Consider the following 24,798-nt stretch of genomic DNA (forward strand, 5'->3'; position numbering starts at 1 on the left):
CGAACCCTGCACACGGTCTGTTGTCTGTTGCCCCATGCGTAAACTTCTAGCGTTCACCGTCTCCATGGCCCTGGTTGCCGCCGTCGCCGCGTATCTGGTCTGGACCCAGGAGCGCCCTGTGGCGCATTACCTGTCGGACCTGCGCATCACCCTGGCGGTCAACGAAGGCGAGCCTGCCGATCGTGGCAATTTGCTGGGTATTCAGCCGGAGCTGTTTCCCGCCGATTACCAGAGCCTGGAACGCTTGCACCTCAAACTGGCGGCGTACCTGCAAAACGCCAGGGACCAGGGCCTGATCAACGACAAAACCATCGTGGTGCTACCGGAACATATCGGCACCTGGCTGATGCTCACCGGCGAGAAAAACGAGGTGTACCAGGCGCTGCACGTCAAAGACGCGATGCACTGGCTGTCGTTGAGCAACCCGCTGCAGTTCCTGCGCGCCTGGATCAGCGCCACCGGCGAAAGCCGTACCGACGACGCCTACCTGCGCATGAAGGCCCCCGGCATGGCGCGCGACTATCAGGTGTTGTTCGGCGGTCTGGCCAAGGAATTTGGTGTCACCGTGGTTGCTGGCTCCATCGCCCTGCCCAATCCGAGTGTGAGCCGGGGGCAACTGCAGGTTGGCCACGGCGCGTTGTATAACGCCAGCGTGGTGTTCGCCGCAGACGGCTTGCCCCTTGGCGATCCACAGCGTCAGCTCTATCCGATCTACGATGAGCGCGGGTTTATCGAACCCGGTGACGAAAACATCGTCAGCGTGGTCGACACCCCGGCTGGGCGCCTCGGCGTGCTGGTGGGCAGTGACAGTTGGTACCCGGACAACTACCGCAAACTCAACGAACAAGGCGCGCAATTGATCGCCGTACCGGCCTTTGTGCTCGGGCGTGAGACCTGGGAGCGGCCGTGGCGCGGTTTCAAAAGCGTCTCTACGCCGCAGGAAATCAGCCTCAAACCCGAAGAACTCAGCGAGGGTGAAGCCTGGCGCCGCCTCACGTTGATCAGCCAGCAACCCGTCAGCCAGGCCAGCGCCGGCATGAGTGTGTTCCTGCGTGGGCAGTTCTGGGATTTGGGCACCGCCGGGCAAAGCTTTCTGAGCCACAACGGGCACATCAGCAGCGACGGCGCCGCCCGGGGCGCGCGCCTGTTGAATATCTGGCTGTAACGCAGTGAAGCCGGTGCGCCTGGGGGATCTGTCGGTGGGCTTCGTGCACACACTGGCCGATGCCATCAGCAGCCACGGGCTCGACCCACAACCGCTGCTGCTGCAATACGGCCTCGACTCCGCGCGCCTCGCCGAAGCGGGCGCCCGGTTATCAATCCCACGTTATATGCGCCTGGGCCATGCGGCGATCCAGCTCACCGGCGACCCCGGCCTGGGCCTGCGCATGGGCCAGCTCAGCCGCTTGAGCCAGGCGGGGCTTGCCGGGGTCACCGCCGCGCAGGCGCCCAACGTACGTGAAGCAGCGCGCGCGCTGACGCGCTTCGAAGCACTGTATGGCTCCAACTATCGCGGGCAATCGAGCTTCCATGAAGACGCCGATGGCGCCTGGCTGCGCTTTTATTCCATCAGCCCCTATAACGCTTACAACCGCTTTGTGGTGGACTCGATCATCGCCGGCTGGCTGAATCAACTGTCGGGCCTCGCCCAACAGCCGATTCACGCGCAACGCATCGAGATCGAGTTCGACGCCCCGGACTACAGCGAGCAGTACAACCTGCTGGGCGACGGCGTGGTGCACTTTGGCGCCGACGCCAACCAACTGCGCCTGAACCAACCCACCCTGGCATTGCGCAACCCGCAGCATTGCCCCAGCACCTGGCAACTGTTGCTGCAACTGTGCGAAAGGGAATTGGAGCAATTGACCCGCACCCGCAGTCTGCGCGAACGCATTACACGCCTGCTCGGGCCGATGCTCAATGGCGGCCGGGAACCCGACCTGGAAGAAGTGGCGGCACGCCTGAAGCTGCCAACCTGGACACTGCGCCGCAAACTCGCCGAAGAAGGCACCCAGTTCCGCGCGATTCTCAACGATACCCGCCGCGACCTGGCCATGACCTACATTCGCGATACGGAGCTGGCGTTCGGCGAGATCGCCTACCTGCTCGGTTTTGCCTCAGCCCAAGCATTCCAACGCGCGTTCAGGCGCTGGAACAACCAGACCCCAGGGGAATTTCGCCGCAGTCAGCGGCATTCCGCCTGAAGTCAGTTTTACAGCTCGGTGGCGTCGTCGACCGGATCCAACGGATCCCACTCAAAGGCCTGGTACTCCAACAGTTCTTCCTGGTAATCGTCCATCGTGGACTCCTTTCTGATGTTTAAAGCGGCTGCCAGATAGATGACCTGCACAGCCAGCCTAAAGTGCCGTCATGACGAAAAAATGTCCGTGTCGTGACGTTCCTGCACCTTCAGATTAAACGTAGCAGCGGTGTAGGAATTTATCACCTCAGTTTTTGACGCGCGTTATTGCGCGCCCGGCCCGTCAAGGTACTCAGGAAACCTCTTGCTAAATCTTTGAAGTGGAACGGCGCTGCAACGTGTCGGCGGACGTGAGGGCGCTGGCCGATGACAGCGTCATCGGTCGCGAGAACATCGGAGAGACGATCCAGCGCTACGGGGTCGACGTCGACCAAAGGCCGACCCCGCGTGGCCTGATTTACTGCGCTGACGCCGGCAGCGGCGGAATAGCTTCGGTCGGTGCCGGCAGGTCGGGATTGGTCGGTGCGGGCGCGGGTGCCGGTGCGGGTTCAGGTGCCGGCGCTTGCTCAGGGGCAATCGGTGCGGGTTCTGCAGGCGGGGCCACGGGCTGCGAAGTGGTGGGTTCCTCCTTCGGCGCTTCGGCCTTCTCGGCGAGCGGTGCGGCCTTGGGCTCCGGCACACCCAACTCAGCCTTGGGCTTCTCGGGAATATGCTCGGCCGCCTTCACTTCCTGAGGCAGGAACACGTCCACCAGCGCAAAGTAACGCTCGTAAAATTTTGGCGCCGAGACGGTTTCGCTGGCCACCTTGACCATCGAGTCATCGGTGGAACCGATCGGCATCGACACAGAGCCCAGCACCCCCACACCCAGGCTCGCGGAGTTGTTGACCTTCTTCAGTGCGTAACGATCCTGAAGCGCGTTGGCAAACATCGTCGAGTGTTTCTTGCCTTTGCCATCATCGGCGCACACCACATTGAAGCTGATCTGCAAATGGGTCTCGCCGGTCTGCTGGAAGCTCTTGTTGCCCACCACCAGTTTCGGGTCGCTGCTGGTAATGATGTAGCCCTGGCTCAGCAAGGCACGCCGTGCGGCTTCGCACGCGTCCACATCGCTGACAGGGTAATCCCGGGAAAACGTACCCGAGTCGTCGAAACTTTCATGTTCGTAAATAGCGGTCTTGGGTGACGAGCAGCCCGCGGCGCCCGCCAACACCAGCGCCAGCCCGAGACTGCGCAAGTAAAATGATGTCGACATTGAAAATCCTGAGGAAAACGGTCTGGCCGGTATTGTGCAACAGAACGTGGCCTTGGCGCGCGCATTCCTGTCGGTAAAACGTCACAGGCTTACGCGACGGCGTCTGCAGGAAAACGCCCTGATGTTGAAGATGGTCATCCACCTCCCGCAGCAGCGCCCATGAAAAAGCCCCCGGTCCTTTCAGACCGGGGGCTTTTGGTTCAAGCCGCTATCAGTACTTCTTGATGTCAGCTTTGCTTTCCAGCTGCTTACGGTAGGCCGCGAAGTCTTCCTGGCCGAGACGGGAGGCGAGGAAGCGGCGGTATTGCGCCTTTTCTTCGTCCGATGGTGCAGCGGCTTCGTTCACGCCGTTCAAGCGCACGATCACCAAACTACCGTCCGCAAGGGTCACGGTGGTGAAGGTCGGCTTGTCCTTGGCCGCAGGCTTAGGCATGCGGAACAGGGCTTGCAGCACGGCCGGATCAATCGCTTCCTGGCTACGGGTAGCCGCTTCAGTGGTTTTCCAGGCCTGGCCATCAACTGGCTGGTTTAGCGGGATCTTGCCATTGCGCAAGCCAGCGATCAGCTCTTCAGCGTGGGTCTTGGCAGCCGCGCTTGCACGCTCCTTGGCCATCTGGGTGCGGATCGCCGCGGCAACGCTTTCCAGCGGCAGTTGCGCAGGTTTGCGGTGCTCTTTGGCACGCAGCACGATAATGGTTTCCGGGTCCAGTTCGATGGCAGTGCTGTTGGCACCTTCATCCAAGACTTCCGGGCTGAATGCGGCGGTGACCACGGCACGGTTGGCCGTAACCCCTTCGCCACCTTCACGGCCGAACGGCGCGGACGTGTGCACGGTCAGCTTCAGGTCGGACGCTGGTTGAGCCAGGTCGGAGGCTTCGAATGCCGCATCTTCCAATTGCTTGGTCGCTTCGACAAAACGTTGCTCTACCTGCCGGGTCTTGAGTTCGCGGGTCAACTTGTCTTTCAGGCTGGCAAACGTCGGCACTTCTGGTGCTTCAACGCCCAACAGCTTGATCAAGTGCCAACCGAAGGCGCTACGTACCGGCGCCGAGACCTGGTCCTTTTTCAAGGCGTACAGGGCGGTTTCGAAGTCTGGATCGTAGACACCTGGGCCGGCAAAGCCGAGGTCGCCGCCGTTGTTGGCCGAACCTGGATCCTGGGAGAGTTCCTTGGCCAGGGCGTCAAACTTCTCGCCTTTGGCCAGGCGCGCCTGGATCTCTTCGATCTTGGCCTTGGCTTGCGCGTCGGTGACCTTGTCGTTGACTTCAATCAGGATGTGCGCAGCACGACGCTGTTCAGCAAGGTTGGCGGTTTCTTTCTCGTAAGCCGCCTGCAGCTCATCATCCTTGACGCTGACCTGATCGAAGAACGACGACTTCTTCAGCTCCAGATAGTCGATGACCACCTGGTCCGGGGTCATGAACTCTTTGGCGTGCTGGTCGTAGTAAGCCTTGACCTCATCGTCGGTGAGTTTCACCGCAGCAGGGTTAGCCTTGATGTTGACGGTGGCGAAATCGCGTGTCTGTTTTTCCAGACGAGCGAATGCCAGCACTTGGGCATCAGTGACAAAACCGCTGCCTGCGATACCGGCGCGAACCTGGCCCATCAGCATTTCCTGGGTCATCATCTGACGGAACTGCAGACGGTTATAGCCCAGTTGACGGATCACTTGGTCAAAGCGGTCAGCGTTGAACTTGCCGTCGACCTGGAATTCCGGCGTTTGCAGGATCACCTGGTCCAGCGCAGCTTCAGAGAAGCCAAACTTGGAATCGGCGGCGCCTTGCAGCAGCAGTTTGCGATCGATCAGACCCTTGAGGGCCGCTTCGCGCAGCAGTTTTTCGTCCAGCAGCGAAGCATCGAAATCCTTGCCCAGCTGTTGCATCAGCTGACGACGTTGCATATCGACGGCCTGGCTCAGTTCGGCTTGAGTGATCGCTTCACCGTTGACCTTGGCCACGTCTTGCTTGTTATTACCTGAAGCCTGAAAAATGGCCTCGATACCGGTGAACGCCATCAATGCGACGATGATCCCGATAATGGTCTTGGCAATCCAGCCTTGTGAATTGTCCCTGATATTTTGCAGCATGCGTCCCCCAGAAACGGTTGAACTTCAAAAATTGGCAACCGTGGAGCGTGGGTAGAGTCCGGATAGAAGAAAGGCGCATCCGAGGATGCGCCTTCTCGTAACTGGCGGAGCGGACGGGGGTTTTCTACTGATACCCCCGGCGTGGCGACCCAATGGATACGTGGGTCAGCTACCGCTCCGCTGCCAGGCCAGACCTGCGTCCGACCCGGGTAAGCAAAGGCTTGAACGAAGCTTAGTTAACGGCTTCTTTCAGGGCTTTACCGGCTTTGAAACCTGGTTTCTTGGCAGCAGCGATTTGCAGTGCTTTGCCAGTCTGTGGGTTACGGCCAGTGCGGGCTGGGCGATCAGTCACAGAGAACGTACCGAAGCCTACCAGTACCACGGAGTCGCCGGCCTTCAGAGCGCCAGTGACGGATTCGATTACTGCATCCAGCGCACGGCCGGCAGCAGCTTTCGGGATATCAGCGGATGCAGCGATAGCATCAATCAGTTCCGACTTGTTCACTCTAAGTCCCCTTATATATCTATTGAGTATGATTCTAAGTTTTTTGGTAAACAGCAAAATCCGGTGCTGAATGGCCTGCAGACACTTAAGAGCCGCTTTATAACAAGGGCTCTAAAAAGCTGTCAAGGAAGCCCCCAGGCTTTAACACATTAATGCGTGCTAATTCTTTCCTTGGAATCAGACTCTCGTTTTTCGTCCTTAGCGACAATCTCCGGAGCCACATCCGGCAAGGGCTCCGGCGCGTATTGCAGCGCAATTTGCAGGACCTCGTCAATCCATTTAACCGGTTTAATCTGAAGATCCTGCTTGATGTTCTCAGGAATTTCCTTCAAGTCGCGAACATTCTCTTCAGGAATGATCACGGTCTTGATACCACCCCGATGTGCAGCGAGCAATTTCTCTTTCAGGCCCCCGATCGCCAATACCTGACCACGCAGGGTAATTTCGCCGGTCATGGCCACATCGGCGCGCACCGGGATGCCGGTCAATGCTGATACCAGTGCCGTGCACATGCCTACACCGGCACTGGGACCGTCTTTAGGCGTTGCCCCTTCAGGCATGTGGATATGGGTGTCATGCTTCTCGTGGAAGTCCAGGGGGATACCCAGGCTCTTGGCGCGGCTGCGCACGACGGTTTGCGCGGCGGTAATGGATTCGACCATCACGTCACCCAGAGAGCCGGTCTTGATCAACTGGCCCTTGCCAGGAATCACGGCGGCTTCGATGGTCAGCAATTCGCCACCCACCTGAGTCCACGCCAGACCTGTCACCTGCCCTACCTGATCCTGCTGCTCGGCCAGGCCGTAGCGGAATTTTTTCACACCCAGGAAGTGTTCCAGAGCGTCGGCAGTGACCTTCACCGAGAAACGTTTTTCCAGCGCATGCTCCTTGACCGCTTTGCGGCAAATCTTCGCCACCTGACGCTCAAGGCCCCGTACACCGGCCTCGCGGGTGTAGTAACGCACGATGTCGCGAATCGCCTCGACGTCGAATTCAATCTCACCCTTTTTCAGGCCATTGGCCGAAATCTGCTTGGGCGCGAGGTATTTGACCGCAATGTTGATCTTCTCGTCTTCGGTGTAGCCCGGCAAACGAATCACTTCCATGCGGTCCAGCAGCGCAGGCGGGATGTTCATGGAGTTGGAGGTGCACAGGAACATCACGTCGGAGAGGTCGTAGTCGACTTCAAGGTAGTGATCGTTGAAATTGTGGTTCTGCTCGGGATCGAGCACTTCAAGCAGCGCCGATGCGGGATCGCCGCGCATGTCACTGCCCATTTTGTCGATTTCATCGAGCAGGAACAGCGGGTTACGCACCCCCACCTTAGTCATCTTTTGAATCAATCTTCCCGGCATCGAACCAATGTACGTACGGCGATGACCACGGATTTCCGCTTCGTCGCGCACACCACCAAGGGCCATGCGCACGAATTTGCGATTGGTGGCACTGGCGATCGACTCGGCGAGGGAAGTTTTACCCACACCTGGAGGGCCGACCAGGCATAACACTGGACCGCGAATTTTCTTCACGCGCTTTTGCACGGCGAGGTATTCGAGAATGCGCTCTTTGACTTCTTCGAGGCCGTAATGATCTGCGTCGAGAATCTCCTCCGCGCGAGTCAGGTCCAGACGCACTTTGGTCTGGGACTTCCACGGCACTTGCACGAGCCAGTCGATGTACGAGCGCACTACGGTGGCTTCGGCCGACATCGGCGACATTTGCTTGAGCTTGTTCAGCTCGGCATTGGCCTTGGTCAGGGCATCTTTAGGCAAGCCGGCGGCATCGATGCGCTTTTTCAGCTCTTCGATTTCGTTGTGACCCTCTTCGCTGTCGCCAAGTTCTTTCTGAATGGCCTTCATCTGCTCATTCAGGTAGTACTCGCGCTGACTGCGCTCCATCTGTTTTTTCACGCGACCACGAATGCGCTTCTCAACCTGCAGCAGGTCGATTTCGGCGTCAAGCAGCGCCAGCACGTGTTCGACACGGGCGGGCAGGTCGATGATTTCAAGGATGTCCTGCTTCTGCTCGATCTTCAGCGCCATGTGCGCAGCCATCGTGTCGACCAGACGGCTTGGCTCATCAATGCTGTTGAGGGACGACAGGACTTCAGCCGGGACTTTCTTACCCAACTGCACATACTGCTCGAACTGCGAGAGCAGGCTGCGTACAAAGACTTCTGACTCGCGCTCAGGGGCTTCGACTTCGTCGATCAGTGCCACTTCGGCGCGCAGGTGGCCATCCACCTCCATGAAACGCTCTACCGAACCGCGCTGCTCGCCTTCCACCAGCACCTTGACGGTGCCATCAGGCAGCTTGAGCAATTGCAGGACAGTGGCAATGGTGCCGACGCGATACAGGGCGTCTTCGCCTGGATCATCATCAGCAGGGTTTCTCTGGGCCAACAGCAGGATCTGCTTGTCGCCCGTCATCGCGGCCTCGAGGGCTTCGATAGACTTCTCGCGCCCCACGAACAGCGGGATAACCATGTGCGGATACACGACGACATCACGCAACGGCAGGAGAGGCAATTCAATGGTTGTCTTCATGATTTCGCCTCTATGACAGTTGAAAAATTAGCTTGAAACCAAGATGGGGGTTGCATGCAAAAAAAACAAGCTTAATGCCAGCAGTTAAACACAGTAAAAATTTGCATAAAAAACAAAGGGGCCCCTAAAGGCCCCTTGTTTTTACCGAAACTGCGAAACGCTTACGCGTCTGGCGCAGCCTTGGCAGCCGGCTCACTGTTTTCGTAGATATACAGTGGCTTGGACTTACCTTCTATAACGCTTTCGTCGATGACCACTTTACTCACCTCGGATTGCGAGGGGATTTCGTACATGGTGTCGAGCAAAACGCCTTCGAGGATAGAACGCAGACCACGTGCACCGGTCTTGCGCTCCAGTGCCCGCTTGGCCACCGATTTAAGTGCGTCGGTACGGAACTCGAGATCCACGCCTTCCATCTCGAACAACTTGGCGTATTGCTTGGTCAGGGCGTTCTTCGGCTCAGTGAGGATCTGAATCAAAGCCGCCTCATCCAACTCGTCCAACGTCGCCAGAACCGGCAGACGACCAACGAATTCCGGGATCAGACCGAACTTGACCAAATCGTCAGGCTCGACTTCACGCAGGGACTCGCCGACCTTCTTGCCTTCTTCCTTGCTGCGCACTTCAGCACTGAAACCAATGCCGCCACGAGTGGAACGCTGCTGAATAACCTTTTCCAGGCCGGAGAACGCACCACCGCAGATAAACAGGATGTTACGCGTATCAACCTGAAGGAATTCCTGCTGCGGGTGCTTACGGCCACCTTGCGGCGGTACGGAAGCGACCGTGCCTTCAATCAGTTTCAACAGGGCCTGCTGCACGCCTTCACCGGAAACGTCCCGGGTGATCGACGGGTTGTCGGACTTACGCGAGATCTTGTCGATTTCGTCGATGTAGACGATACCCATTTGGGCCTTCTCTACGTCGTAGTCGCACTTCTGCAGCAATTTCTGAATGATGTTCTCGACGTCCTCACCCACATAGCCAGCCTCGGTGAGGGTGGTGGCGTCGGCGATGGTAAACGGAACGTTCAGCAGACGAGCGAGGGTTTCTGCAAGCAAGGTTTTACCCGAGCCTGTAGGACCGATCAGCAAGATGTTGCTCTTGCCGAGCTCAACTTCGTCGCCTTTCTTGTCACGCTGGTTCAAGCGCTTGTAGTGGTTGTATACCGCTACGGCCAGAACCTTCTTTGCACGCTCTTGACCGATGACGTATTGGTCAAGGATGCCGCTGATTTCTTTAGGCGAAGGCAATTTATGCGCGCTGCTCTCGGCCTGGGCTTCCTGCACCTCCTCTCGGATGATGTCATTGCACAGGTCGACGCATTCGTCGCAGATAAAGACCGAGGGGCCGGCAATCAATTTGCGCACTTCATGCTGGCTTTTGCCACAGAAGGAGCAATAGAGCAGCTTGCCGTTGTCCTCGCCGTTGCGGGTGTCAGTCATTCGTTCGATCCAAATCCGATAGGCTTGCAACACAAGATGAAGGCTTATGCGGGCTTTTTCAAGCCCGCCGATGATCGGAAAAACCGACCAGCCTTATTTTGAGCTGCTTATATTAAGCGGGGCGCTTTTCGATCACTGCGTCGATCAACCCGTATTCACGTGCCGCTTCGGCGCTCATGAAGTTATCGCGGTTGGTGTCGCGCTCGATTTCTTCCAGGGTGTGCCCGCTGTGTTTTGCCATCAGCGTGTTCAGGCGCTCGCGGATGAAGAGGATTTCCTTGGCATGGATTTCGATATCCGACGCCTGGCCCTGGAAACCGCCCAGTGGCTGGTGAATCATCACGCGCGAGTTCGGCAGGCAGTAACGCTTGCCCTCGGCACCTGCGGTCAGCAGGAACGCGCCCATGCTGCACGCTTGGCCAATGCAGGTCGTCGATACGTTCGGCTTGATGAACTGCATGGTGTCGTAGATCGACATGCCCGCTGTCACCGAGCCGCCCGGCGAGTTGATGTAGAGATGGATGTCCTTGTCCGGGTTTTCCGCTTCAAGGAACAGCAGTTGCGCACAGATCAGGTTGGCCATGTAGTCCTCTACCGGGCCCACCAGAAAGATCACTCGCTCCTTGAGCAGGCGCGAGTAGATGTCGTAGGCGCGTTCGCCACGAGCGGACTGCTCGACAACCATCGGGACCAGACCGCCTGCGGCCTGGATATCAGAGTTCTGCTGAATATAGGAATTACGGAACATGCTCTGCAGTTACTCCCAAATAGTCATGTCTTGAAAACGCATAAGCCAGCGCGAGGCTGGCTTATGGTTGTATTTCCAACGAGTTGGACAATCAGTCGGCTTGTGCTGCTTCCGCCGGTTTGACTGCTTCTTCGTAAGAGACCGCTTTATCGGTCACCTTAGCCTTCTGCAGAACAGTATCCACAACTTGTTCTTCCAGCACAACCGAACGTACTTCGTTCAGTTGCTGGTCGTTCTTGTAGTACCACGCCACAACCTGCTCAGGCTCCTGATAGGCCGAAGCCATTTCCTGGATCATTTCGCGAACACGGTCTTCGTCAGGCTTGAGATCGAACTGCTTGACCACTTCAGCCACGATCAGGCCCAGCACAACGCGGCGCTTGGCTTGCTCTTCGAACAGCTCGGCCGGCAGTTGATCAGGCTTGATGTTGCCACCGAACTGCTGAACAGCTTGAACGCGCAGGCGATCCACTTCGTTGGACAGCAGCGCCTTAGGCACTTCGATCGGGTTGGTTGCCAGCAGGCCGTCCATCACCTGATTCTTGACCTTGGACTTGATGGCCTGGCGCAGCTCGCGCTCCATGTTCTTGCGAACTTCGGTGCGGAAGCCTTCGATGCCGGTTTCCTTGATACCGAATTGAGCGAAGAATTCTTCGTTCAGCTCAGGCAACTTAGGCTCGGAAACGCTGTTGACGGTCACGGTGAACTCGGCGGCTTTGCCGGCCAGGTCCAGGTTCTGGTAATCCGCAGGGAAGGTCAGGCTCAGCACGCGCTCTTCACCGGCTTTGGCACCAACCAGGCCGTCTTCAAAACCAGGGATCATACGGTTGGAACCCAGCACCAACTGAGTGCCCTTGGCGGAGCCGCCAGCGAACACTTCGCCGTCGACCTTGCCGACGAAATCGATGTTCAACTGGTCTTCGTTCTGAGCGGCACGGTCAGCCACTTCAAAACGAGTGTTCTGCTTGCGCAGGATTTCCAGCATGTTGTCCAGATCGGAATCAGCGACATCGGCGCTCAGGCGCTCGATTTCGATGCCTTCAAAACCAGCCACTTCGAACTCCGGGAACACTTCGAATACGGCAACATATTCCAGGTCCTTGCCCGCTTCCAGGGACTTAGGCTCGATCGAAGGCGAGCCAGCCGGGTTCAGCTTTTGCTCAACAACGGCTTCGTAGAAAGAAGCCTGAATCACGTCGCCGACCGCTTCTTGACGTGCATCAGCACCAAAACGGCGCTTGATTTCGCTCATCGGCACTTTGCCCGGACGGAAACCAGCGATCTTGGCCTTTTGGGCAGTCTGCTGCAGACGCTTGTTGACCGCAGTCTCGATGCGTTCTGCTGGCACGGTGATGCTCAGGCGGCGCTCGAGAGCAGTAGTATTTTCAACAGAAACTTGCATGGATATTCCTCGTTGCACAGACGTTAGCCGGCCGTTTCCGACCCCAGAATCAAGGGCATGCATTCTAGAGGGTCAAACTCAAGAAGTCACCCTACTGGAAACGGGTAAAAAAACAGCAGGCAATTTGTAGGCTCAAGTGCACGCATGCACCTGCACCCATTAGCAAATACAGCTCATCACGCCAGGGCTCTGCATCAACCCTTCTATATATAGAAGAGATGGGAAGCAGCCCCCGACAGCCGGCCTTGCGAACAAGACCGACGGGCAGGCCGCAGCATCGAGAAACACAAATACGATGAACGCCCGCACTGGAAAACCAAAACGCTTAAACAAAAACGGCACAGCCCTGCTTGAGGTGCCGCGCCGTTGTCGCTATCTGATAGCGGTACTGACCTCTATATAGACGAGCATCAGTTCTACACGTTCAAAACCGGCAACGATTCTAACGCCAAGGCATTGAGAATGCTTGCTTTTTTCTTGACGCCTATAACTGCCGGACACCGCGCACGGAATAACCTCCACCAACACAACGCCGGACTTTTATCGAAGGCAAAAAAAAGCGCCAGACCATTGATCTGACGCTTTTTAAAATATGGGGTGGACGAAGGGGATCGAACCCTCGACAACGGGAGTCACAATCCCGTGCTCTACCAACTGAGCTACGCCCACCATATTGCATCAACAAGGAACTCGAACATTTTCCTTACTGAAGCTCACCCCGCCTTATGACAGAGCAAAGCTTTATTTGGTGCGGATGAAGAGACTCGAACTCTTACGCCTTGCGGCGCTGGAACCTAAATCCAGTGTGTCTACCAATTCCACCACATCCGCGCTTGAAGCTCTTAAAGCAAAGGCGCCAGACGATTAATCTGGCGCCTTTTGAAATATGGGGTGGACGAAGGGGATCGAACCCTCGACAACGGGAGTCACAATCCCGTGCTCTACCAACTGAGCTACGCCCACCATATCGCGCTACTTGTGCCAAAGCTGCCTAATGGCGCACCCGGCAGGACTCGAACCTGCGACCATCCGCTTAGAAGGCGGATGCTCTATCCAGCTGAGCTACGGGCGCCTTATTAATCTGTACTCTTGGAGGATTACAAACTAAGTGCTTCCAGCCTTACAGAACAACCATTCTGCTTGACCTTCTTAACCAGTGCTAGGCTGTGCCCGACAAGTGCGACGAATAGTATAGAGGGCCTGGAAACCCGTCAAATCTTTTTTGAAAAAAATTCATTTTATTTAAGGGGTTAGGGCAATTTGCAGACCAAGCGCCTTTGCCCTCACGTCTTGGCGTGCGAGAATGCGCGCACTTTTCTTCCCCCTCTCGATGGTTAATCACGCGTAATGACTGCACAACTTATCGACGGCAAATCAATCGCCGCCAGCCTGCGCCAGCAGATCGCCAAACGCGTCACCGAGCGCAGCGGGCAAGGCCTGCGCACTCCGGGCCTCGCGGTGATCCTGGTCGGCAGCGATCCTGCCTCTCAGGTTTATGTCTCGCACAAGCGTAAAGACTGTGAAGAGGTCGGCTTTATCTCTAAGGCCTACGACTTGCCTTCCGAGACCACTCAGCAGGCCCTCACCGACCTGATCGACGGCCTCAATGATGACCCGGCGATCGATGGCATCCTGCTGCAATTGCCGCTGCCCGAGCACTTGGACGCATCCAAATTGCTGGAGCGCATCCGTCCGGACAAAGACGTCGACGGTTTCCACCCTTATAACGTCGGTCGCCTGGCCCAGCGCATCCCGCTGCTGCGTCCGTGCACGCCCAAGGGCATCATGACCCTGCTGGAAAGCACCGGTGTCGACCTGTACGGCCTCGACGCGGTCGTGGTCGGCGCGTCCAACATCGTCGGTCGCCCGATGGCCATGGAACTGCTGCTGGCCGGCTGCACCGTCACCGTGACCCACCGCTTCACCAAGGATCTCGCGGGCCACGTCGGCCGCGCCGACCTGGTGGTGGTGGCCGCCGGTAAGCCGGGGCTGGTCAAAGGTGAGTGGATCAAGGAAGGCGCCATCGTCATCGACGTGGGCATCAACCGTCAGGAAGACGGCAAGCTGGTCGGCGACGTGGTGTACGACACCGCCCTGCCCCGCGCCGGCTGGATCACCCCGGTGCCCGGCGGTGTCGGCCCGATGACCCGCGCCTGCCTGCTGGAAAACACCCTGTATGCCGCAGAGACCCTTCACGGTTAATAACCAGCCGTACTGAAAAAGCCCTGCCTTATCGCAGGGCTTTTTATTGCCTTGAATAAAACCTGTTTTTTCTTATTTTTTAAGCACTTTCGTCTGGATGCAGAAGAACATTCGACAGTTTCTGATCCATACTCCTAAAATGTAACGCCATTTGTCATAAACCCGTTGCCCAACGGTATTTCTTTACCTTTTTAGCGAGTTCATCCGCGTGAATATTCGTCTTTCTATTGTCAGCCTGTTTTTTGCGTTCACAGGCACCTTTGCGCACGCCGCCGAATCCACCCTCGCGCCGCGTGATCCATCCAAATTACAGATCGCTTCCGGCAGCGCCATGCTGGTGGACCTGCAGACCAACAAGATCATCTACGCCAGCAACCCTGACGTGGTGGTGCCGATCGCGTCGGTGAGCAAGCTGATGACCGGCCTGATCGTGCTTGAAGCCAAGCAGAACATGGATGAGTACATCGACATCAACATCAAGGACACGCCGGAAATGAAAGGGGTGTTCTCCCGCGTGAAAATCGGCAGCGAAATGCCGCGCAAGGAAATGCTACTGATTGCCCTGATGTCCTCGGAAAACCGCGCCGCCGCCAGCCTGGCCCACCACTACCCGGGCGGCTACCCTGCATTTATCGCGGCCATGAACGCCAAGGCCAAGGCGCTGGGCATGACCAGCACCCACTATGTAGAGCCGACCGGCCTGTCGATCCACAACGTGTCCACCGCGCGCGACCTGAGCAAGCTGTTGGCTGCCGCACGCCATTACCCGCTGCTGAGCCAGTTAAGCACCACTAAGGAAAAGACCGTTTCGTTCCGCAAACCCAATTACACCCTGGGTTTCTCCAACACTGACCACCTGATCAACCGGGCCAACTGGGACATCAAGCTGACCAAGACCGGCTTCACCAACCAGGCCGGTCATTGCCTGGTGCTAGTGACCAGTATGGGGAATCGCCCGGTGTCGCTGGTGATCCTGGACGCTTTCGGCAAGTTCACGCACTTCGCCGATGCCAGCCGCATCCGCAGTTGGGTCGAAACCGGTAAAGGCGGCGCGGTGCCGGACGTCGCGTTGCGCTACAAAGCCGACAAAAACCTCAAGAACCGACCCAATGCAGCGCAAGCACATCGATAACCGGCCCACAAAAAAGGCGCTTTGAGCGCCTTTTTTTTACTTTCGTTCCGCCAGCACCTTGAGCGCCTGCGCCGCCGCCCGCTCCTGACCGGCCTGGGCGGTCGCATTCGCCGCCTCACGCCAGCGCTGCGCGTCCACATTGGCCGGCAATTGGCTGGGGCGCTGAATGAGGATTGCGAAGTTCCCGGCGCTTTTCCACTTCGACTCAAAATCGCTGAAGCTCATCAACAGCCGTCGGTCCATACCCGAACGTAACAGCACCGTGCTTTTCTGTTGATTGAACCCCACTACGACCACGTAGCGCGCATCAGACCAGAGCCCCCCGCCCACCCGCGCCATCACCGGATAACCCGCCGCCACCTGCGCCAGCACAGCCGTCAGCCTGGCATCCAACGGGTACACCAGCAGCCCATACTCACGCGCCAGCACCTGCATAGTGCGCTCAAGATCCGCTTCGCCGCCCGGCAAATGCAAAGGCTTATCCAGCAAGCCCGGTGTCATGACAATGCCTTGTTGCGACAGCATGCTGGCTAACGCCGTAGGACCGCTCTGATAAGCCTCGCTGCGAAAGGTCGGCACACCATTGAGTTCGACACGCTCCGGCAGGCCCGCCAGTTTGGACGGATGCCCGGAGCAGGCCGCCAAGCCCAAGGTGCAGGCCAGCAGCAGGGACGTTTGAAAGTTCGACCGTAACCGCAATGTTTTACTCGCTTGATCAACTGCCGGTAAGGGCCCCGATCATAGGACGCTCTGCCACGCAGGTATAGCCCGAAGTCAGGGTGAAAGGGTCCGGATAGAGCAAAGAAGTTGAAAGGACACGACCATTGGTCAATAGCAGGCAACCGCCTGACAACTAGCCTGTCCATTGAGAAGACTGTGTGTGCCCCCAGCGGGGCAAAGGAGGCCAGAATGAGCCTTGCAACAACGATTGTGATGTTGATTTCCGGCTGGCTGGCGGTGGCCGCCGCCATGTTGTGGGGAGTGTTGCGCATTACCCGTCGGCACCATCCCCCCCACGTCAAACACGACTTAAGAGCCAAACCCCACAAGGCGACGGCGCACCACGCCTAGCCAGGCATGCAAGCGAAGTCCTGGGTCGCCGCAACGTCCTGACCGTGGCCATCGGTCAGGGATGCGCGCACGCTGCTGCCCAGGCTGGATTCCACCAGCGTGTAGTGTTCACCCGCCTTGAAGTGCCTGTACTCGCCCCGCCCCCCCCCCTGGCAGTTTTGCTGATTGTCGTCGCCCGGCTGTTCTTCGAACAACGTCACGTCCAAACGATGATTCCCCGGTGCCACTTAGAAAAAGCGCCCGTCATCCACGCGCTTGCCGTCTACGCGTTCGGGTCATTCGGCGTCTCTTCTTTCAAACCGATCCAGGTTTCGCTCGAGCCCGCCTTGGGAATCGGGCTGGCGCAGGCTGACAGCAGCAACACAGCGCCGAGCGCGGGGATCAACAACAGTGGCGCAAGCACCTTGGGCCACACAACAATGGATCCACTAGAAATCCAACGTCCGATAATCGCCCAATAAAGCACTTATTACGCCTTGACCACCTCAATCACCTCCACTCTAATGGATCCATTAAACAAGAATAATCCATCGCCTGGAGAGTCATCATGTACCCCAAGAACACTTGGTATGTCGCCTGCACCCCCGATGAGATCGCGCAAAAGCCCCTGGGCCGGCAGATCTGCGGGGAAAAGATGGTGTTTTACCGTGGCCTGGAGGGCGCCGTGGTGGCGATCGAGGATTTCTGCCCCCACCGCGGCGCGCCGCTGTCGCTGGGTTATGTCGAAAACGGCAACCTGGTGTGCGGCTATCACGGGTTGGTCATGGGCTGCGATGGCAAGACCGTCGACATGCCAGGTCAGCGGGTGCGCGGCTTTCCCTGCAACAAAAGCTTTGCCGCCGTTGAGCGCTACGGCTTTATCTGGGTGTGGCCGGGCGATCAGGCCTTGGCCGACCCCGCCTTGATCCACCACCTGGAATGGGCCGTAAGTGATGAGTGGGCCTATGGCGGCGGGCTGTTCGATATCCAGTGCGATTACCGCCTGATGATCGACAATTTGATGGACCTGACCCACGAAACCTACGTGCACGCCTCCAGCATCGGCCAAAAGGAAATCGACGAAGCGCCGCCCGTCACTACGGTCAACGGTGACGAGGTGGTCACTGCGCGGCACATGGAGAACATCATGGCCCCGCCCTTCTGGCGTATGGCTCTGCGCGGCAACAACCTGGCCGACGATGTGCCGGTGGACCGCTGGCAGATCTGCCGTTTCACCCCACCCAGCCACGTGCTGATCGAAGTCGGCGTGGCCCATGCCGGCAAGGGCGGCTACCACGCCGCAGCCGAGCACAAAGCGGCGAGCATCGTGGTGGACTTCATCACCCCGCAGACCGACACCTCGATCTGGTATTTCTGGGGCATGGCGCGCAATTTCAACCCTAAGGATGAGGCGCTGACCGCCAGCATCCGCGAAGGCCAGGGCAAGATTTTCAGCGAAGACCTGGAGATGCTCGAGCGCCAACAGCAGAACCTGCTGGCCCACCCGACGCGCAACCTGCTCAAGCTCAATATCGATGCAGGCGGCGTGCAGTCGCGCAAGGTCCTGGAGCGCTTGATTGCCCGGGAACGCGCCGGAGAGCCGACATGATTGAGGTCGTGGTGGCATCGCGCAACACCGAAGCGCTGGATATTTGCACTTATGAACTGGCCAGCGTCGATGGCAGCCCGCTGCCGGCCTTCAGTGCCGGTGCGCATATTGACGTGCACTTGCCGGACGGGCTGGTGCGCCAGTACTCGCTGTGCAATCACCCGCAGGAGCGTCATCGCTACGTGATCGGCGTGCTCAAGGACCCGGCCTCACGCGGCGGCTCCCGTGGTTTGCATGAACAGGTGCACGAAGGCGCTCGCCTGAGCATCAGCGAACCGCGCAACCTGTTCCCCCTGGTCCACGACGCCCGGCGCAGCCTGCTGTTTGCCGGTGGCATCGGCATCACACCGCTCCTGTGCATGGCCGAGCGCCTGGCCCATAGCGGTGCTGACTTCGAGCTGCATTACTGTGCCCGGTCCAGTGAGCGGGCGGCCTTTGTCGAGCGCCTGAAAGCGTCGCCGTTTGCCGAACGGGTGTTCCTGCATTTCGACGAGCAACCCGACACGGCGCTGGATGTCGCCCACGTGCTGGCGGCACCGGCCGGCGATGTGCACCTGTATGTGTGCGGCCCGGGCGGCTTTATGCAGCACGTGCTCGACAGTGCCAGGGCCCAGGGTTGGCAGGAAGCCTGCCTGCATCGCGAGTACTTCACGGCGGCACCGGTGGACAACCGCCTGGATGGATGTTTTTCGGTGAAGCTCAGCAGCAGCGGCCAGGTCTTCGAGGTGCCCGCCGACAAGAGCGTGGTGCAGGTGCTGGAAAGCCACGGCATCGAGATTGCCGTGTCCTGCGAACAGGGGATTTGCGGCACCTGCCTGACCCGCGTGCTGGAAGGTGTGCCGGAGCACCGCGACCTGTTCCTCACCGAGCAGGAGCAGGCGCTGAATGATCAGTTCACGCCCTGCTGCTCGCGCGCGAAAACCGCCCTGTTGGTGCTCGATATCTGAACCACGTCACGAGGCGGGCAGGATCACCTTCATGCGCGCGTCGGCGGTGGCCGAACTGAAGATCTCGGCATACCGCAATGTGGCATTGGCATGCTCGCGCATGATGGCTTCGGCCCGCGCGCCCTGGCGGTTGACCAGGGCGTCGAAGACCGAATGGTGCTGCATATGGGCATAGTTGAAGCGGCGGAATTCGCGGGCCATGTCCTCGCGATCCACCGCCAGCGCCGTCACCGAGGCGAAGGGCAAGTGATCGTTGCGCGCCAGGGCGTCAGCGATGGCCGGGTTGTGACTGCCTTGGACGATGACCTGGTGAAAACGCATGTTCAGGTCGTGATAGACCTCAAGGTCATCCTCGGTCACGTAGCCTTTCTCGAACAATTGATCGCCCTCGACCAGGCAGCGCTCCAGCACGGCGCGCGCCTCGCTGGACAAGCCGTGCTCGGCGGCCTGGCGCGCCGCCAGCCCTTCGAGCACGCCACGCACTTCAACGGCGCCGGCGATGTCGCTGGCACTGACTGACCGCACCTGATAGCCGCGCCCGCCAAACGGCACCAGCAGCCCTTCCTGCTCAAGGGTCCGGAACGCCATGCGCACCGGCATGCGCGACACGCCGAACAACTGCGCGGTGGGGATTTCCATCAGGCGTTCCCCGGCCGCCAGCTCGCCGCTGGCGATCATCTTGCGCAGTGCAACCAGCACCAATTGACCGGGCTTACTCATCCAGGCAACTTCCAGAAAACGTGGGCCGCCATAGTACCGCAAGCGTCTGTTCGCGTCAGACGAACGCCAGTGCGGCACGCGCACTGCTTATCGCGCCCAGGTGCGCGGCCAGCCGGGAGGGCAGGTAATCAAAAAAGAAACCGGCGCTTTGCAGCTTGGCGGCGCGCAACGGGTCGTCTTCGGGCAAGGCCCTGGATACGCGCGCCGCCCGTGCCCAGGCGAACGCCAGCAACGCCACGCCGCACAGCTGGAGGAAATCCGGCGCGGCCCGGTAAGGGTATTCACTGTCGCACTGCGCCTGCATACGTATGCCGCTCACCACCGCATCCAAGGTGTCGCACAGGTCGCCCAACACCTGGGCGAATCCCGCGCATTCGCGGGACTCGGCGCCCTGCTCCGCCTCCACGCGCAACTCGGCCAGCAGCAGGCCAAACGCGCGGCCGTCATCCCCCAACACCTTGCGCAACAACAGGTCATTGGCCTGAATCTCGTTGCTGCCCTCGTAGATCATCGCGATGCGACTGTCGCGCAGGGTTTGTTCGATGGCGAACTCGCTGACGTAGCCGTACCCGCCGAAGACCTGCAACGCATTGCTGGCCTGGCGAAAGCCCTGTTCCGTGAAAAACGCTTTGATGATGGGCGTGAGCAACGGCGCCAACTGCGCGGCCGGCGCGTCTGGCTCGTGCTCGGCCTGATCCAGCAGGTGCGCCGCCCAATAACCGATGGCGCGCATGCCCTCGCTGGCGGTGCGCAGTTCCAACAACACGCGGCGCATGGCCGGGTGGTAACAGATGGGATCAGCCGCCTGGGCGGCGGCGCTGTCGGGCCTTGTCGGCGCGCGCATTTGCACGCGCTCGGCGGCGTACTGCCGAGCGTTCTGCCAGGCGGCCTCGGCGTGCCCCAGGCCTTGCAGGCCCACATGCACGCGCGCCGAATTCATCATCACGAACATCGCCGCCAGACCGCGATGGGCGTCGCCGATCAACCAGCCCTGCGCCGCCTCGAACACCAGGGAACAGGTGGCGCTGCCCTTGATGCCCATCTTGTGTTCAATGCCGTCACAGCGCACGCCATTGGCCTGGCCATCGTCCAGCCGCTTGGGCACCAGGAACAGTGAAATCCCGCGACTGCCCGACGGTGCATCAGGCAGGCGCGCCAGCACCAGGTGCAGGATATTGGCCGTGAGGTCATGCTCGCCGCCGGAGATAAACAGCTTGCTGCCGCTCAGGCGATAACGGCCATCGGCCTGGGGCTCGGCGCGACAGCGCAGCAAGCCGACATCGCTGCCGGCCTGGGGCTCGGTCAGGCACATGGTGGGCAAGGCCTGACCGCTGACGATCTGCGGCAGGTAACGCGCCTGCAAGTGTGGTTCGCCGTGGGCTTTGAGGCACAGGTAAGCGCCATGGGCGATGCCGGTGTACATGGCCCAGGCGTGGTTGCTGGCGTAGAGCATTTCTTGCAGAGCCGCGTCGAGCAGTTGCGGCAAGCCCTGGCCGCCCAGGGCCTCGGCGCAGGCCAGCCCCGGCCAACCGCCGTCGACATAGGCGCGATACGCCTTTGCAAAACCGTCCGGGGTGCTGACCTGGCCGTCCTGCCAACGGCACCCCTGGCGATCGCCAGGCGCGTTCAACGGCGCCAGCACGCCCTGGCTGAAACGGGCCGCCTCTTCCACGACCTGCAACGCCAGCGCCAGGTCCACGCCTTCGAACGCCGGGTTGCGGCGCCACGCGTCGGGGGCCTGCAGCCAGTGTTCAAGCACAAATTGCATATCGCGCAGCGGCGCCTCGTAGCTCCACATCGGCACACCTCATCGAATCAAAAATAGGCAGTCAAGCGCACCAGGCGGGGTTTTCGATCAACAGTGCCATGCCCTGCCCGCCGCCCACACAGGCCGCGGCAATCCCGTAGCGCAGGTTGTGCTCGCGCAGTTGCCGGGCCAGGCTCATGACCAGGCGCAGGCCCGTGGCGGCCAGCGGGTGGCCCAGTGCGAGAGAGCCGCCCTGAACATTGAGCCGAGTGCGGTCCAGCTCCAGCTCGTGGGCCACCGCCAACACTTGGGCGGCCTGAGCTTCATTGATCTCAAAGCGGCCGATGTCGTCCAGCGTAAGGCCGCTGCGCTGCAGCAACAGGCGAATCGCTGGTGCCGGGCCAATGCCCATGAACTCGGGAGCCACACCCACCACGGCACTGGCCAGCAGCCGGGCCAGCGGCGGGCGTGTGCAGTCGGACGCACGCCCGACCAGGGCGGCGGCTGCGCCGTCGACCACCGCGCAACTGTTGCCGGCGGTTTGCACGCCGTCGGCATGCACCGCGCGCAAGCGTGCCAGGGCCGCCAGGTCGGTGGGCCGGGGGTGGCTGTCCTCACTCACGACACCGGCGTGGCGCGCCAGGGTGATACTCCGCGATTGATAGCCCTCCAGCGCGAACACCTGGTTCTCCACCGGCACGATCTCTTCGACCCACGCCCCGGCGCCCTGGGCCTGCAACGCGCGCTGATGACTGTCGCAGGCGTAGCGATCCACCGCCTCGCGGCTCAGACCATAACGCCGCGCGAGGTTATCGGCGGTAGCGATCATGTCCAGGCCAGGTGCCGGGTCATACAGCGCCTCCCAGAGAAAGTCCTTGAATTGCACCTCGCCCCCGAGCCGAAACCCGCCCCGGTGGGTGTAGGCCGCTATCGGGTTGCGTGACATCGATTCAGCCGCCACGCACAAGGCCAATTGCACCTCGCCGCGCAGTTGCTCAGCGGCCTGGCGCAACAGCTCGAAACCGGTGGCGCAGATGCGCTGCACCCCCAGCGCCGGCACCGTTTGCGCCACACCGCTGTACAACCCGATATGCCGTGGCAATAAGTAAGCATCGAAACTGGCCTGGGCCATGGAGCCGGCCAACACGCTGTCCACTGCTTGCGCCTGGAGGCCGGCGCGGGCCAGCACCTCACGCCCGACCTTGATCCCAAGATCAATAGGCGACACCTGGGCCAGCGCCCCGCCGAGGTCGATCCAGGGCGTGCGCACGGCCTCGATAATCGCGGCATCGGCAAACGCCGCGTACTGGCCGGCACCCCTCACGGCTTGGGCCCGGCGCGCAGAATAGTAGGGTCTTCGCCGCGATACAGCGCCTCGACCTTCGCCGCGCGCCATTGCAGCACCGCGCGTTGGTTGATCGAACCTTTATCGGTAATTTCACCCCGGTCGATGGACGCCGGTTCGTCGAGGATCGCAATCCATTCCAGGCGACTGGCGTTGCCGGTGGCCTCACGATTGAGCCGTTGCAACCAGTCGCTGAACCATTGGCGCACCGGCGCGCTGTCCAACACCTCGGCGTCGCTGGCCTCGACGCTCAGGCCCGCCAGGCGGCGGCATTCATAGGCTCTAGGGAACACCAGCGCGCCCAGGCATTCGCGGTCCGGCGCGGCAATCACCAGGTCCTGCACATACGGCGAGCCCTCCAGCACCGCGCGATTGCGCAATGGTCCGACACTGACAAACACCCCGGAAGACAGCTTGAAGTCTTCGGCGATGCGCCCATCGAACATCAACCCCCATTGCGGTTGCTGGGGGTCGGCGAGCTTGATCGCATCACCGGAGCAATAGTAGCCCTGCTCATCGAACACCTCGGCAGTTTGCTCGGGCGCACGCCAGTACCCCGGCATGATGTGCGGCCCGCGAAACCGCCCCTCAAGCTTGCCGTCCAGCGGCACCAGGCGCACTTCGCAACCCGGCGCGGGCAAGCCGATGTAGCCGGCCATCGACAACGGCCCGGTGGTGAAGGTGCACGACGGTGCGGCTTCGGTCATACCCAGCCCGGCCATCATGCGGATGCGTTCGCCGCAGTGCCTCTCGGCCACGCGGTCGAGGCGGTCCCAGACGCTTTGCGAAAGCCCGGCGGCGGCAAAGAAGAACAGCTTCATGCGCGCGAAAAACCGCTCACGCAACTCGCCGTCCTGTTCCAGCGCGTTGACCAGTTCCTCCCAACCTTTGGGCACGGTGAGGTAGGCCGTGGGCGAAATCTCCTTGAGGTTACGCAGGGTCTGGGCGAAACCCTGGGCCGTGGGCTTGCCTTCGTCCAGGTAAAAGGTGCCGCCGTTGTAGAGCACGATGCCGACGTTGTGGCTGCCGCCGAACGTGTGGTTCCACGGCAGCCAGTCCACCAGCACGGGCGGCTCCTCGCCGAACACCGGAAACGTCTGCAACAGCATTTGCTGGTTGGCGCACAGCATGCGCTGGGTGGTGATCACAGCTTTGGGCAGCTTGGTCGAGCCCGAGGTGAAGAGAAATTTGGCGATGCTGTCCGGGCCGGTGGCATTGAACGCAGCGTCGGCCTCGGTACCGCCGGGGGTTTGCAGCAGGCTGGCAAAGCTGACCTGAGTGCGCCCAGGCACTTCACCACGCACGCAGATCAGCGGCGTCTCGCCCGGCAATACCGCCTCGATCGCACGCCTGTAGGCCGCTGCATCGCTGACAAACACCAGGCCCGGTTGCAGCAGGTCGCAGACATGCCGCAACTTGGCGAAATCCTGGGACAGCAACGCGTACGCCGGCGACACCGGGCAGTAGGGAATGCCGGCGTACATGGCGCCGAGGGCCACCTGCAAATGTTCGATGTCATTGCCCGACAGCAGGGCCAGCGGTTTGTGTGCCGACAGCCCATAGCTCAGCAGGCTTTGGGCAATGGCGCGCACGCTGTCGAGCATTTCACGGTAGTTGACGCGGCGCCACTCGCCATCGGCCTGGCGGGCGGCGATAAAGGTCTGCTCGGGCCGCACCTGGGCCCAATGCACCAGGCGGTCGAGCAAGCGCATGGGCAAGGCGCCCAAGGGTTCCAGCGAGCGCATATGCAGCACGCCCTGTTCTTCTGTGACCTCGACCGGCGCATGGCCGATGGACACCGCGCGGTATCGCGGCGGGTGCTGCTCGGGCTGGGGTTGCGGTCTGAATTCGGCACTCAC

The 24,798-nt window shown here is 60.1% G+C and carries 19 protein-coding genes, 4 tRNA genes and 1 pseudogene; 7 read left to right on the forward strand and 17 right to left on the reverse strand.

From position 1 onward, the window contains the following. Nucleotides 1-34: 34 nt before the first annotated feature. On the forward strand, nucleotides 35-1,165 hold the full coding sequence (locus PSH59_RS15945; protein ID WP_248079629.1) for a carbon-nitrogen hydrolase family protein: 1,131 nt from the start codon (nucleotides 35-37) through the stop codon (nucleotides 1,163-1,165). Nucleotides 1,166-1,169: 4 nt separating this feature from the next. Beyond that, a complete protein-coding gene (locus PSH59_RS15950) occupies nucleotides 1,170-2,204 on the forward strand; it encodes an AraC family transcriptional regulator (protein ID WP_305393159.1) in 1,035 nt (344 codons plus the stop codon). 453 nt (nucleotides 2,205-2,657) lie between these two features. Here PSH59_RS15950 and PSH59_RS15955 read toward each other — a convergent pair whose 3' ends face one another. The 11 genes from PSH59_RS15955 to PSH59_RS16005 form a co-directional block, all read right to left on the reverse strand. Beyond that, entirely contained in the window at nucleotides 2,658-3,455 is a 798-nt protein-coding gene (locus tag PSH59_RS15955) for a DUF2242 domain-containing protein (RefSeq protein WP_305393160.1), read from the reverse strand. A gap of 211 nt (nucleotides 3,456-3,666) precedes the next feature. Further along, entirely contained in the window at nucleotides 3,667-5,541 is a 1,875-nt protein-coding gene (locus tag PSH59_RS15960) for a SurA N-terminal domain-containing protein (protein ID WP_248079632.1), read from the reverse strand. A 232-nt stretch (nucleotides 5,542-5,773) separates the two neighbouring features. Further along, a complete protein-coding gene (locus PSH59_RS15965) occupies nucleotides 5,774-6,046 on the reverse strand; it encodes an HU family DNA-binding protein (protein ID WP_003174819.1) in 273 nt (90 codons plus the stop codon). Between the two features lie 149 nt (nucleotides 6,047-6,195). Then, a complete protein-coding gene (gene lon, locus PSH59_RS15970) occupies nucleotides 6,196-8,592 on the reverse strand; it encodes an endopeptidase La (RefSeq protein WP_305393161.1) in 2,397 nt (798 codons plus the stop codon). A 161-nt stretch (nucleotides 8,593-8,753) separates the two neighbouring features. Then, a complete protein-coding gene (gene clpX / locus PSH59_RS15975) occupies nucleotides 8,754-10,037 on the reverse strand; it encodes an ATP-dependent Clp protease ATP-binding subunit ClpX (RefSeq protein WP_010209414.1) in 1,284 nt (427 codons plus the stop codon). A gap of 112 nt (nucleotides 10,038-10,149) precedes the next feature. Continuing rightward, a complete protein-coding gene (gene clpP, locus PSH59_RS15980; RefSeq protein WP_003174822.1) occupies nucleotides 10,150-10,785 on the reverse strand; it encodes an ATP-dependent Clp endopeptidase proteolytic subunit ClpP in 636 nt (211 codons plus the stop codon). A gap of 91 nt (nucleotides 10,786-10,876) precedes the next feature. Beyond that, complete coding sequence (tig, locus tag PSH59_RS15985; protein WP_248079636.1) at nucleotides 10,877-12,187, reverse strand: trigger factor; 1,311 nt, start codon at nucleotides 12,185-12,187, stop codon at nucleotides 10,877-10,879. 593 nt (nucleotides 12,188-12,780) lie between these two features. Then, a tRNA-His gene (locus tag PSH59_RS15990) sits at nucleotides 12,781-12,856 on the reverse strand. Nucleotides 12,857-12,933: 77 nt separating this feature from the next. Then, a tRNA-Leu gene (locus PSH59_RS15995) sits at nucleotides 12,934-13,018 on the reverse strand. A 56-nt stretch (nucleotides 13,019-13,074) separates the two neighbouring features. Beyond that, nucleotides 13,075-13,150: transfer RNA gene (locus PSH59_RS16000), tRNA-His, on the reverse strand. 32 nt (nucleotides 13,151-13,182) lie between these two features. After that, nucleotides 13,183-13,259 (reverse strand) — tRNA-Arg (locus PSH59_RS16005). A 275-nt stretch (nucleotides 13,260-13,534) separates the two neighbouring features. On the opposite strand from PSH59_RS16005, the gene folD reads away from it, so the two are divergent. Continuing rightward, nucleotides 13,535-14,389 (forward strand): bifunctional methylenetetrahydrofolate dehydrogenase/methenyltetrahydrofolate cyclohydrolase FolD, encoded by an 855-nt coding sequence (gene folD / locus PSH59_RS16010; protein WP_248079639.1) that lies wholly within the window; start codon nucleotides 13,535-13,537, stop codon nucleotides 14,387-14,389. A 208-nt stretch (nucleotides 14,390-14,597) separates the two neighbouring features. After that, a complete protein-coding gene (pbpG, locus tag PSH59_RS16015) occupies nucleotides 14,598-15,521 on the forward strand; it encodes a D-alanyl-D-alanine endopeptidase (RefSeq protein WP_248079641.1) in 924 nt (307 codons plus the stop codon). Nucleotides 15,522-15,557: 36 nt separating this feature from the next. Here pbpG and PSH59_RS16020 read toward each other — a convergent pair whose 3' ends face one another. After that, a complete protein-coding gene (locus tag PSH59_RS16020; protein ID WP_305393162.1) occupies nucleotides 15,558-16,220 on the reverse strand; it encodes a peptidase C39 family protein in 663 nt (220 codons plus the stop codon). A gap of 210 nt (nucleotides 16,221-16,430) precedes the next feature. Here PSH59_RS16020 and PSH59_RS16025 point away from each other — a divergent pair, with 210 nt between their 5' ends. Next, nucleotides 16,431-16,592: a hypothetical protein gene (locus PSH59_RS16025; RefSeq protein ID WP_305393163.1), complete on the forward strand. Its 162-nt coding sequence runs from the start codon at nucleotides 16,431-16,433 to the stop codon at nucleotides 16,590-16,592. Here PSH59_RS16025 and PSH59_RS16030 read toward each other — a convergent pair. Beyond that, nucleotides 16,589-16,995, reverse strand: a pseudogene (locus PSH59_RS16030) (hypothetical protein). The gene PSH59_RS16025 and the pseudogene PSH59_RS16030 overlap by 4 nt on opposite strands. Before the next feature lie 144 nt (nucleotides 16,996-17,139). On the opposite strand from PSH59_RS16030, the gene PSH59_RS16035 reads away from it, so the two are divergent. Together PSH59_RS16035 and PSH59_RS16040 are read left to right on the forward strand one after the other, a co-directional pair. Continuing rightward, nucleotides 17,140-18,180 (forward strand): aromatic ring-hydroxylating dioxygenase subunit alpha, encoded by a 1,041-nt coding sequence (locus tag PSH59_RS16035; protein ID WP_248079647.1) that lies wholly within the window; start codon nucleotides 17,140-17,142, stop codon nucleotides 18,178-18,180. Continuing rightward, the gene (locus PSH59_RS16040) at nucleotides 18,177-19,127 is read left to right on the forward strand and encodes a PDR/VanB family oxidoreductase (RefSeq protein WP_248079650.1); all 951 of its coding nucleotides are present in this window, start codon (nucleotides 18,177-18,179) and stop codon (nucleotides 19,125-19,127) included. The genes PSH59_RS16035 and PSH59_RS16040 overlap by 4 nt, the downstream gene beginning before the upstream one ends. Nucleotides 19,128-19,133: 6 nt before the next feature. On the opposite strand, the gene PSH59_RS16045 is transcribed toward PSH59_RS16040, so the two are convergent. From PSH59_RS16045 to PSH59_RS16060, 4 genes are read right to left on the reverse strand one after another with little or no spacing between them, the layout of a single operon-like run. Beyond that, a complete protein-coding gene (locus tag PSH59_RS16045; protein ID WP_248079652.1) occupies nucleotides 19,134-19,847 on the reverse strand; it encodes a GntR family transcriptional regulator in 714 nt (237 codons plus the stop codon). 55 nt (nucleotides 19,848-19,902) lie between these two features. Beyond that, on the reverse strand, nucleotides 19,903-21,645 hold the full coding sequence (locus PSH59_RS16050) for an acyl-CoA dehydrogenase (protein ID WP_305393164.1): 1,743 nt from the start codon (nucleotides 21,643-21,645) through the stop codon (nucleotides 19,903-19,905). 31 nt (nucleotides 21,646-21,676) lie between these two features. Continuing rightward, on the reverse strand, nucleotides 21,677-22,918 hold the full coding sequence (locus tag PSH59_RS16055; protein ID WP_305393165.1) for a thiolase family protein: 1,242 nt from the start codon (nucleotides 22,916-22,918) through the stop codon (nucleotides 21,677-21,679). Continuing rightward, nucleotides 22,915-24,798 (reverse strand): feruloyl-CoA synthase, encoded by a 1,884-nt coding sequence (locus tag PSH59_RS16060; protein ID WP_305393166.1) that lies wholly within the window; start codon nucleotides 24,796-24,798, stop codon nucleotides 22,915-22,917. The genes PSH59_RS16055 and PSH59_RS16060 overlap by 4 nt, the downstream gene beginning before the upstream one ends.

It is taken from the genome of Pseudomonas sp. FP2309 (genome assembly GCF_030687575.1).
Taxonomy (GTDB): Bacteria; Pseudomonadota; Gammaproteobacteria; order Pseudomonadales; family Pseudomonadaceae; genus Aquipseudomonas.

What these genes read in the sequence shown, in the direction of transcription:
- PSH59_RS15945 (WP_248079629.1), top strand. Translation starts at nt 35, where the DNA reads ATGCGTAAACTTCTAGCGTTCACCGTCTCCATGGCCCTGGTTGCCGCC.
- PSH59_RS15955 (WP_305393160.1), bottom strand. Translation starts at nt 3,455, where the DNA reads ATGTCGACATCATTTTACTTGCGCAGTCTCGGGCTGGCGCTGGTGTTG.
- PSH59_RS15960 (WP_248079632.1), bottom strand. Translation starts at nt 5,541, where the DNA reads ATGCTGCAAAATATCAGGGACAATTCACAAGGCTGGATTGCCAAGACC.
- lon (WP_305393161.1), bottom strand. Translation starts at nt 8,592, where the DNA reads ATGAAGACAACCATTGAATTGCCTCTCCTGCCGTTGCGTGATGTCGTC.
- clpX (WP_010209414.1), bottom strand. Translation starts at nt 10,037, where the DNA reads ATGACTGACACCCGCAACGGCGAGGACAACGGCAAGCTGCTCTATTGC.
- clpP (WP_003174822.1), bottom strand. Translation starts at nt 10,785, where the DNA reads ATGTTCCGTAATTCCTATATTCAGCAGAACTCTGATATCCAGGCCGCA.
- tig (WP_248079636.1), bottom strand. Translation starts at nt 12,187, where the DNA reads ATGCAAGTTTCTGTTGAAAATACTACTGCTCTCGAGCGCCGCCTGAGC.
- folD (WP_248079639.1), top strand. Translation starts at nt 13,535, where the DNA reads ATGACTGCACAACTTATCGACGGCAAATCAATCGCCGCCAGCCTGCGC.
- PSH59_RS16025 (WP_305393163.1), top strand. Translation starts at nt 16,431, where the DNA reads ATGAGCCTTGCAACAACGATTGTGATGTTGATTTCCGGCTGGCTGGCG.
- PSH59_RS16035 (WP_248079647.1), top strand. Translation starts at nt 17,140, where the DNA reads ATGTACCCCAAGAACACTTGGTATGTCGCCTGCACCCCCGATGAGATC.
- PSH59_RS16040 (WP_248079650.1), top strand. Translation starts at nt 18,177, where the DNA reads ATGATTGAGGTCGTGGTGGCATCGCGCAACACCGAAGCGCTGGATATT.
- PSH59_RS16045 (WP_248079652.1), bottom strand. Translation starts at nt 19,847, where the DNA reads ATGAGTAAGCCCGGTCAATTGGTGCTGGTTGCACTGCGCAAGATGATC.
- PSH59_RS16050 (WP_305393164.1), bottom strand. Translation starts at nt 21,645, where the DNA reads ATGTGGAGCTACGAGGCGCCGCTGCGCGATATGCAATTTGTGCTTGAA.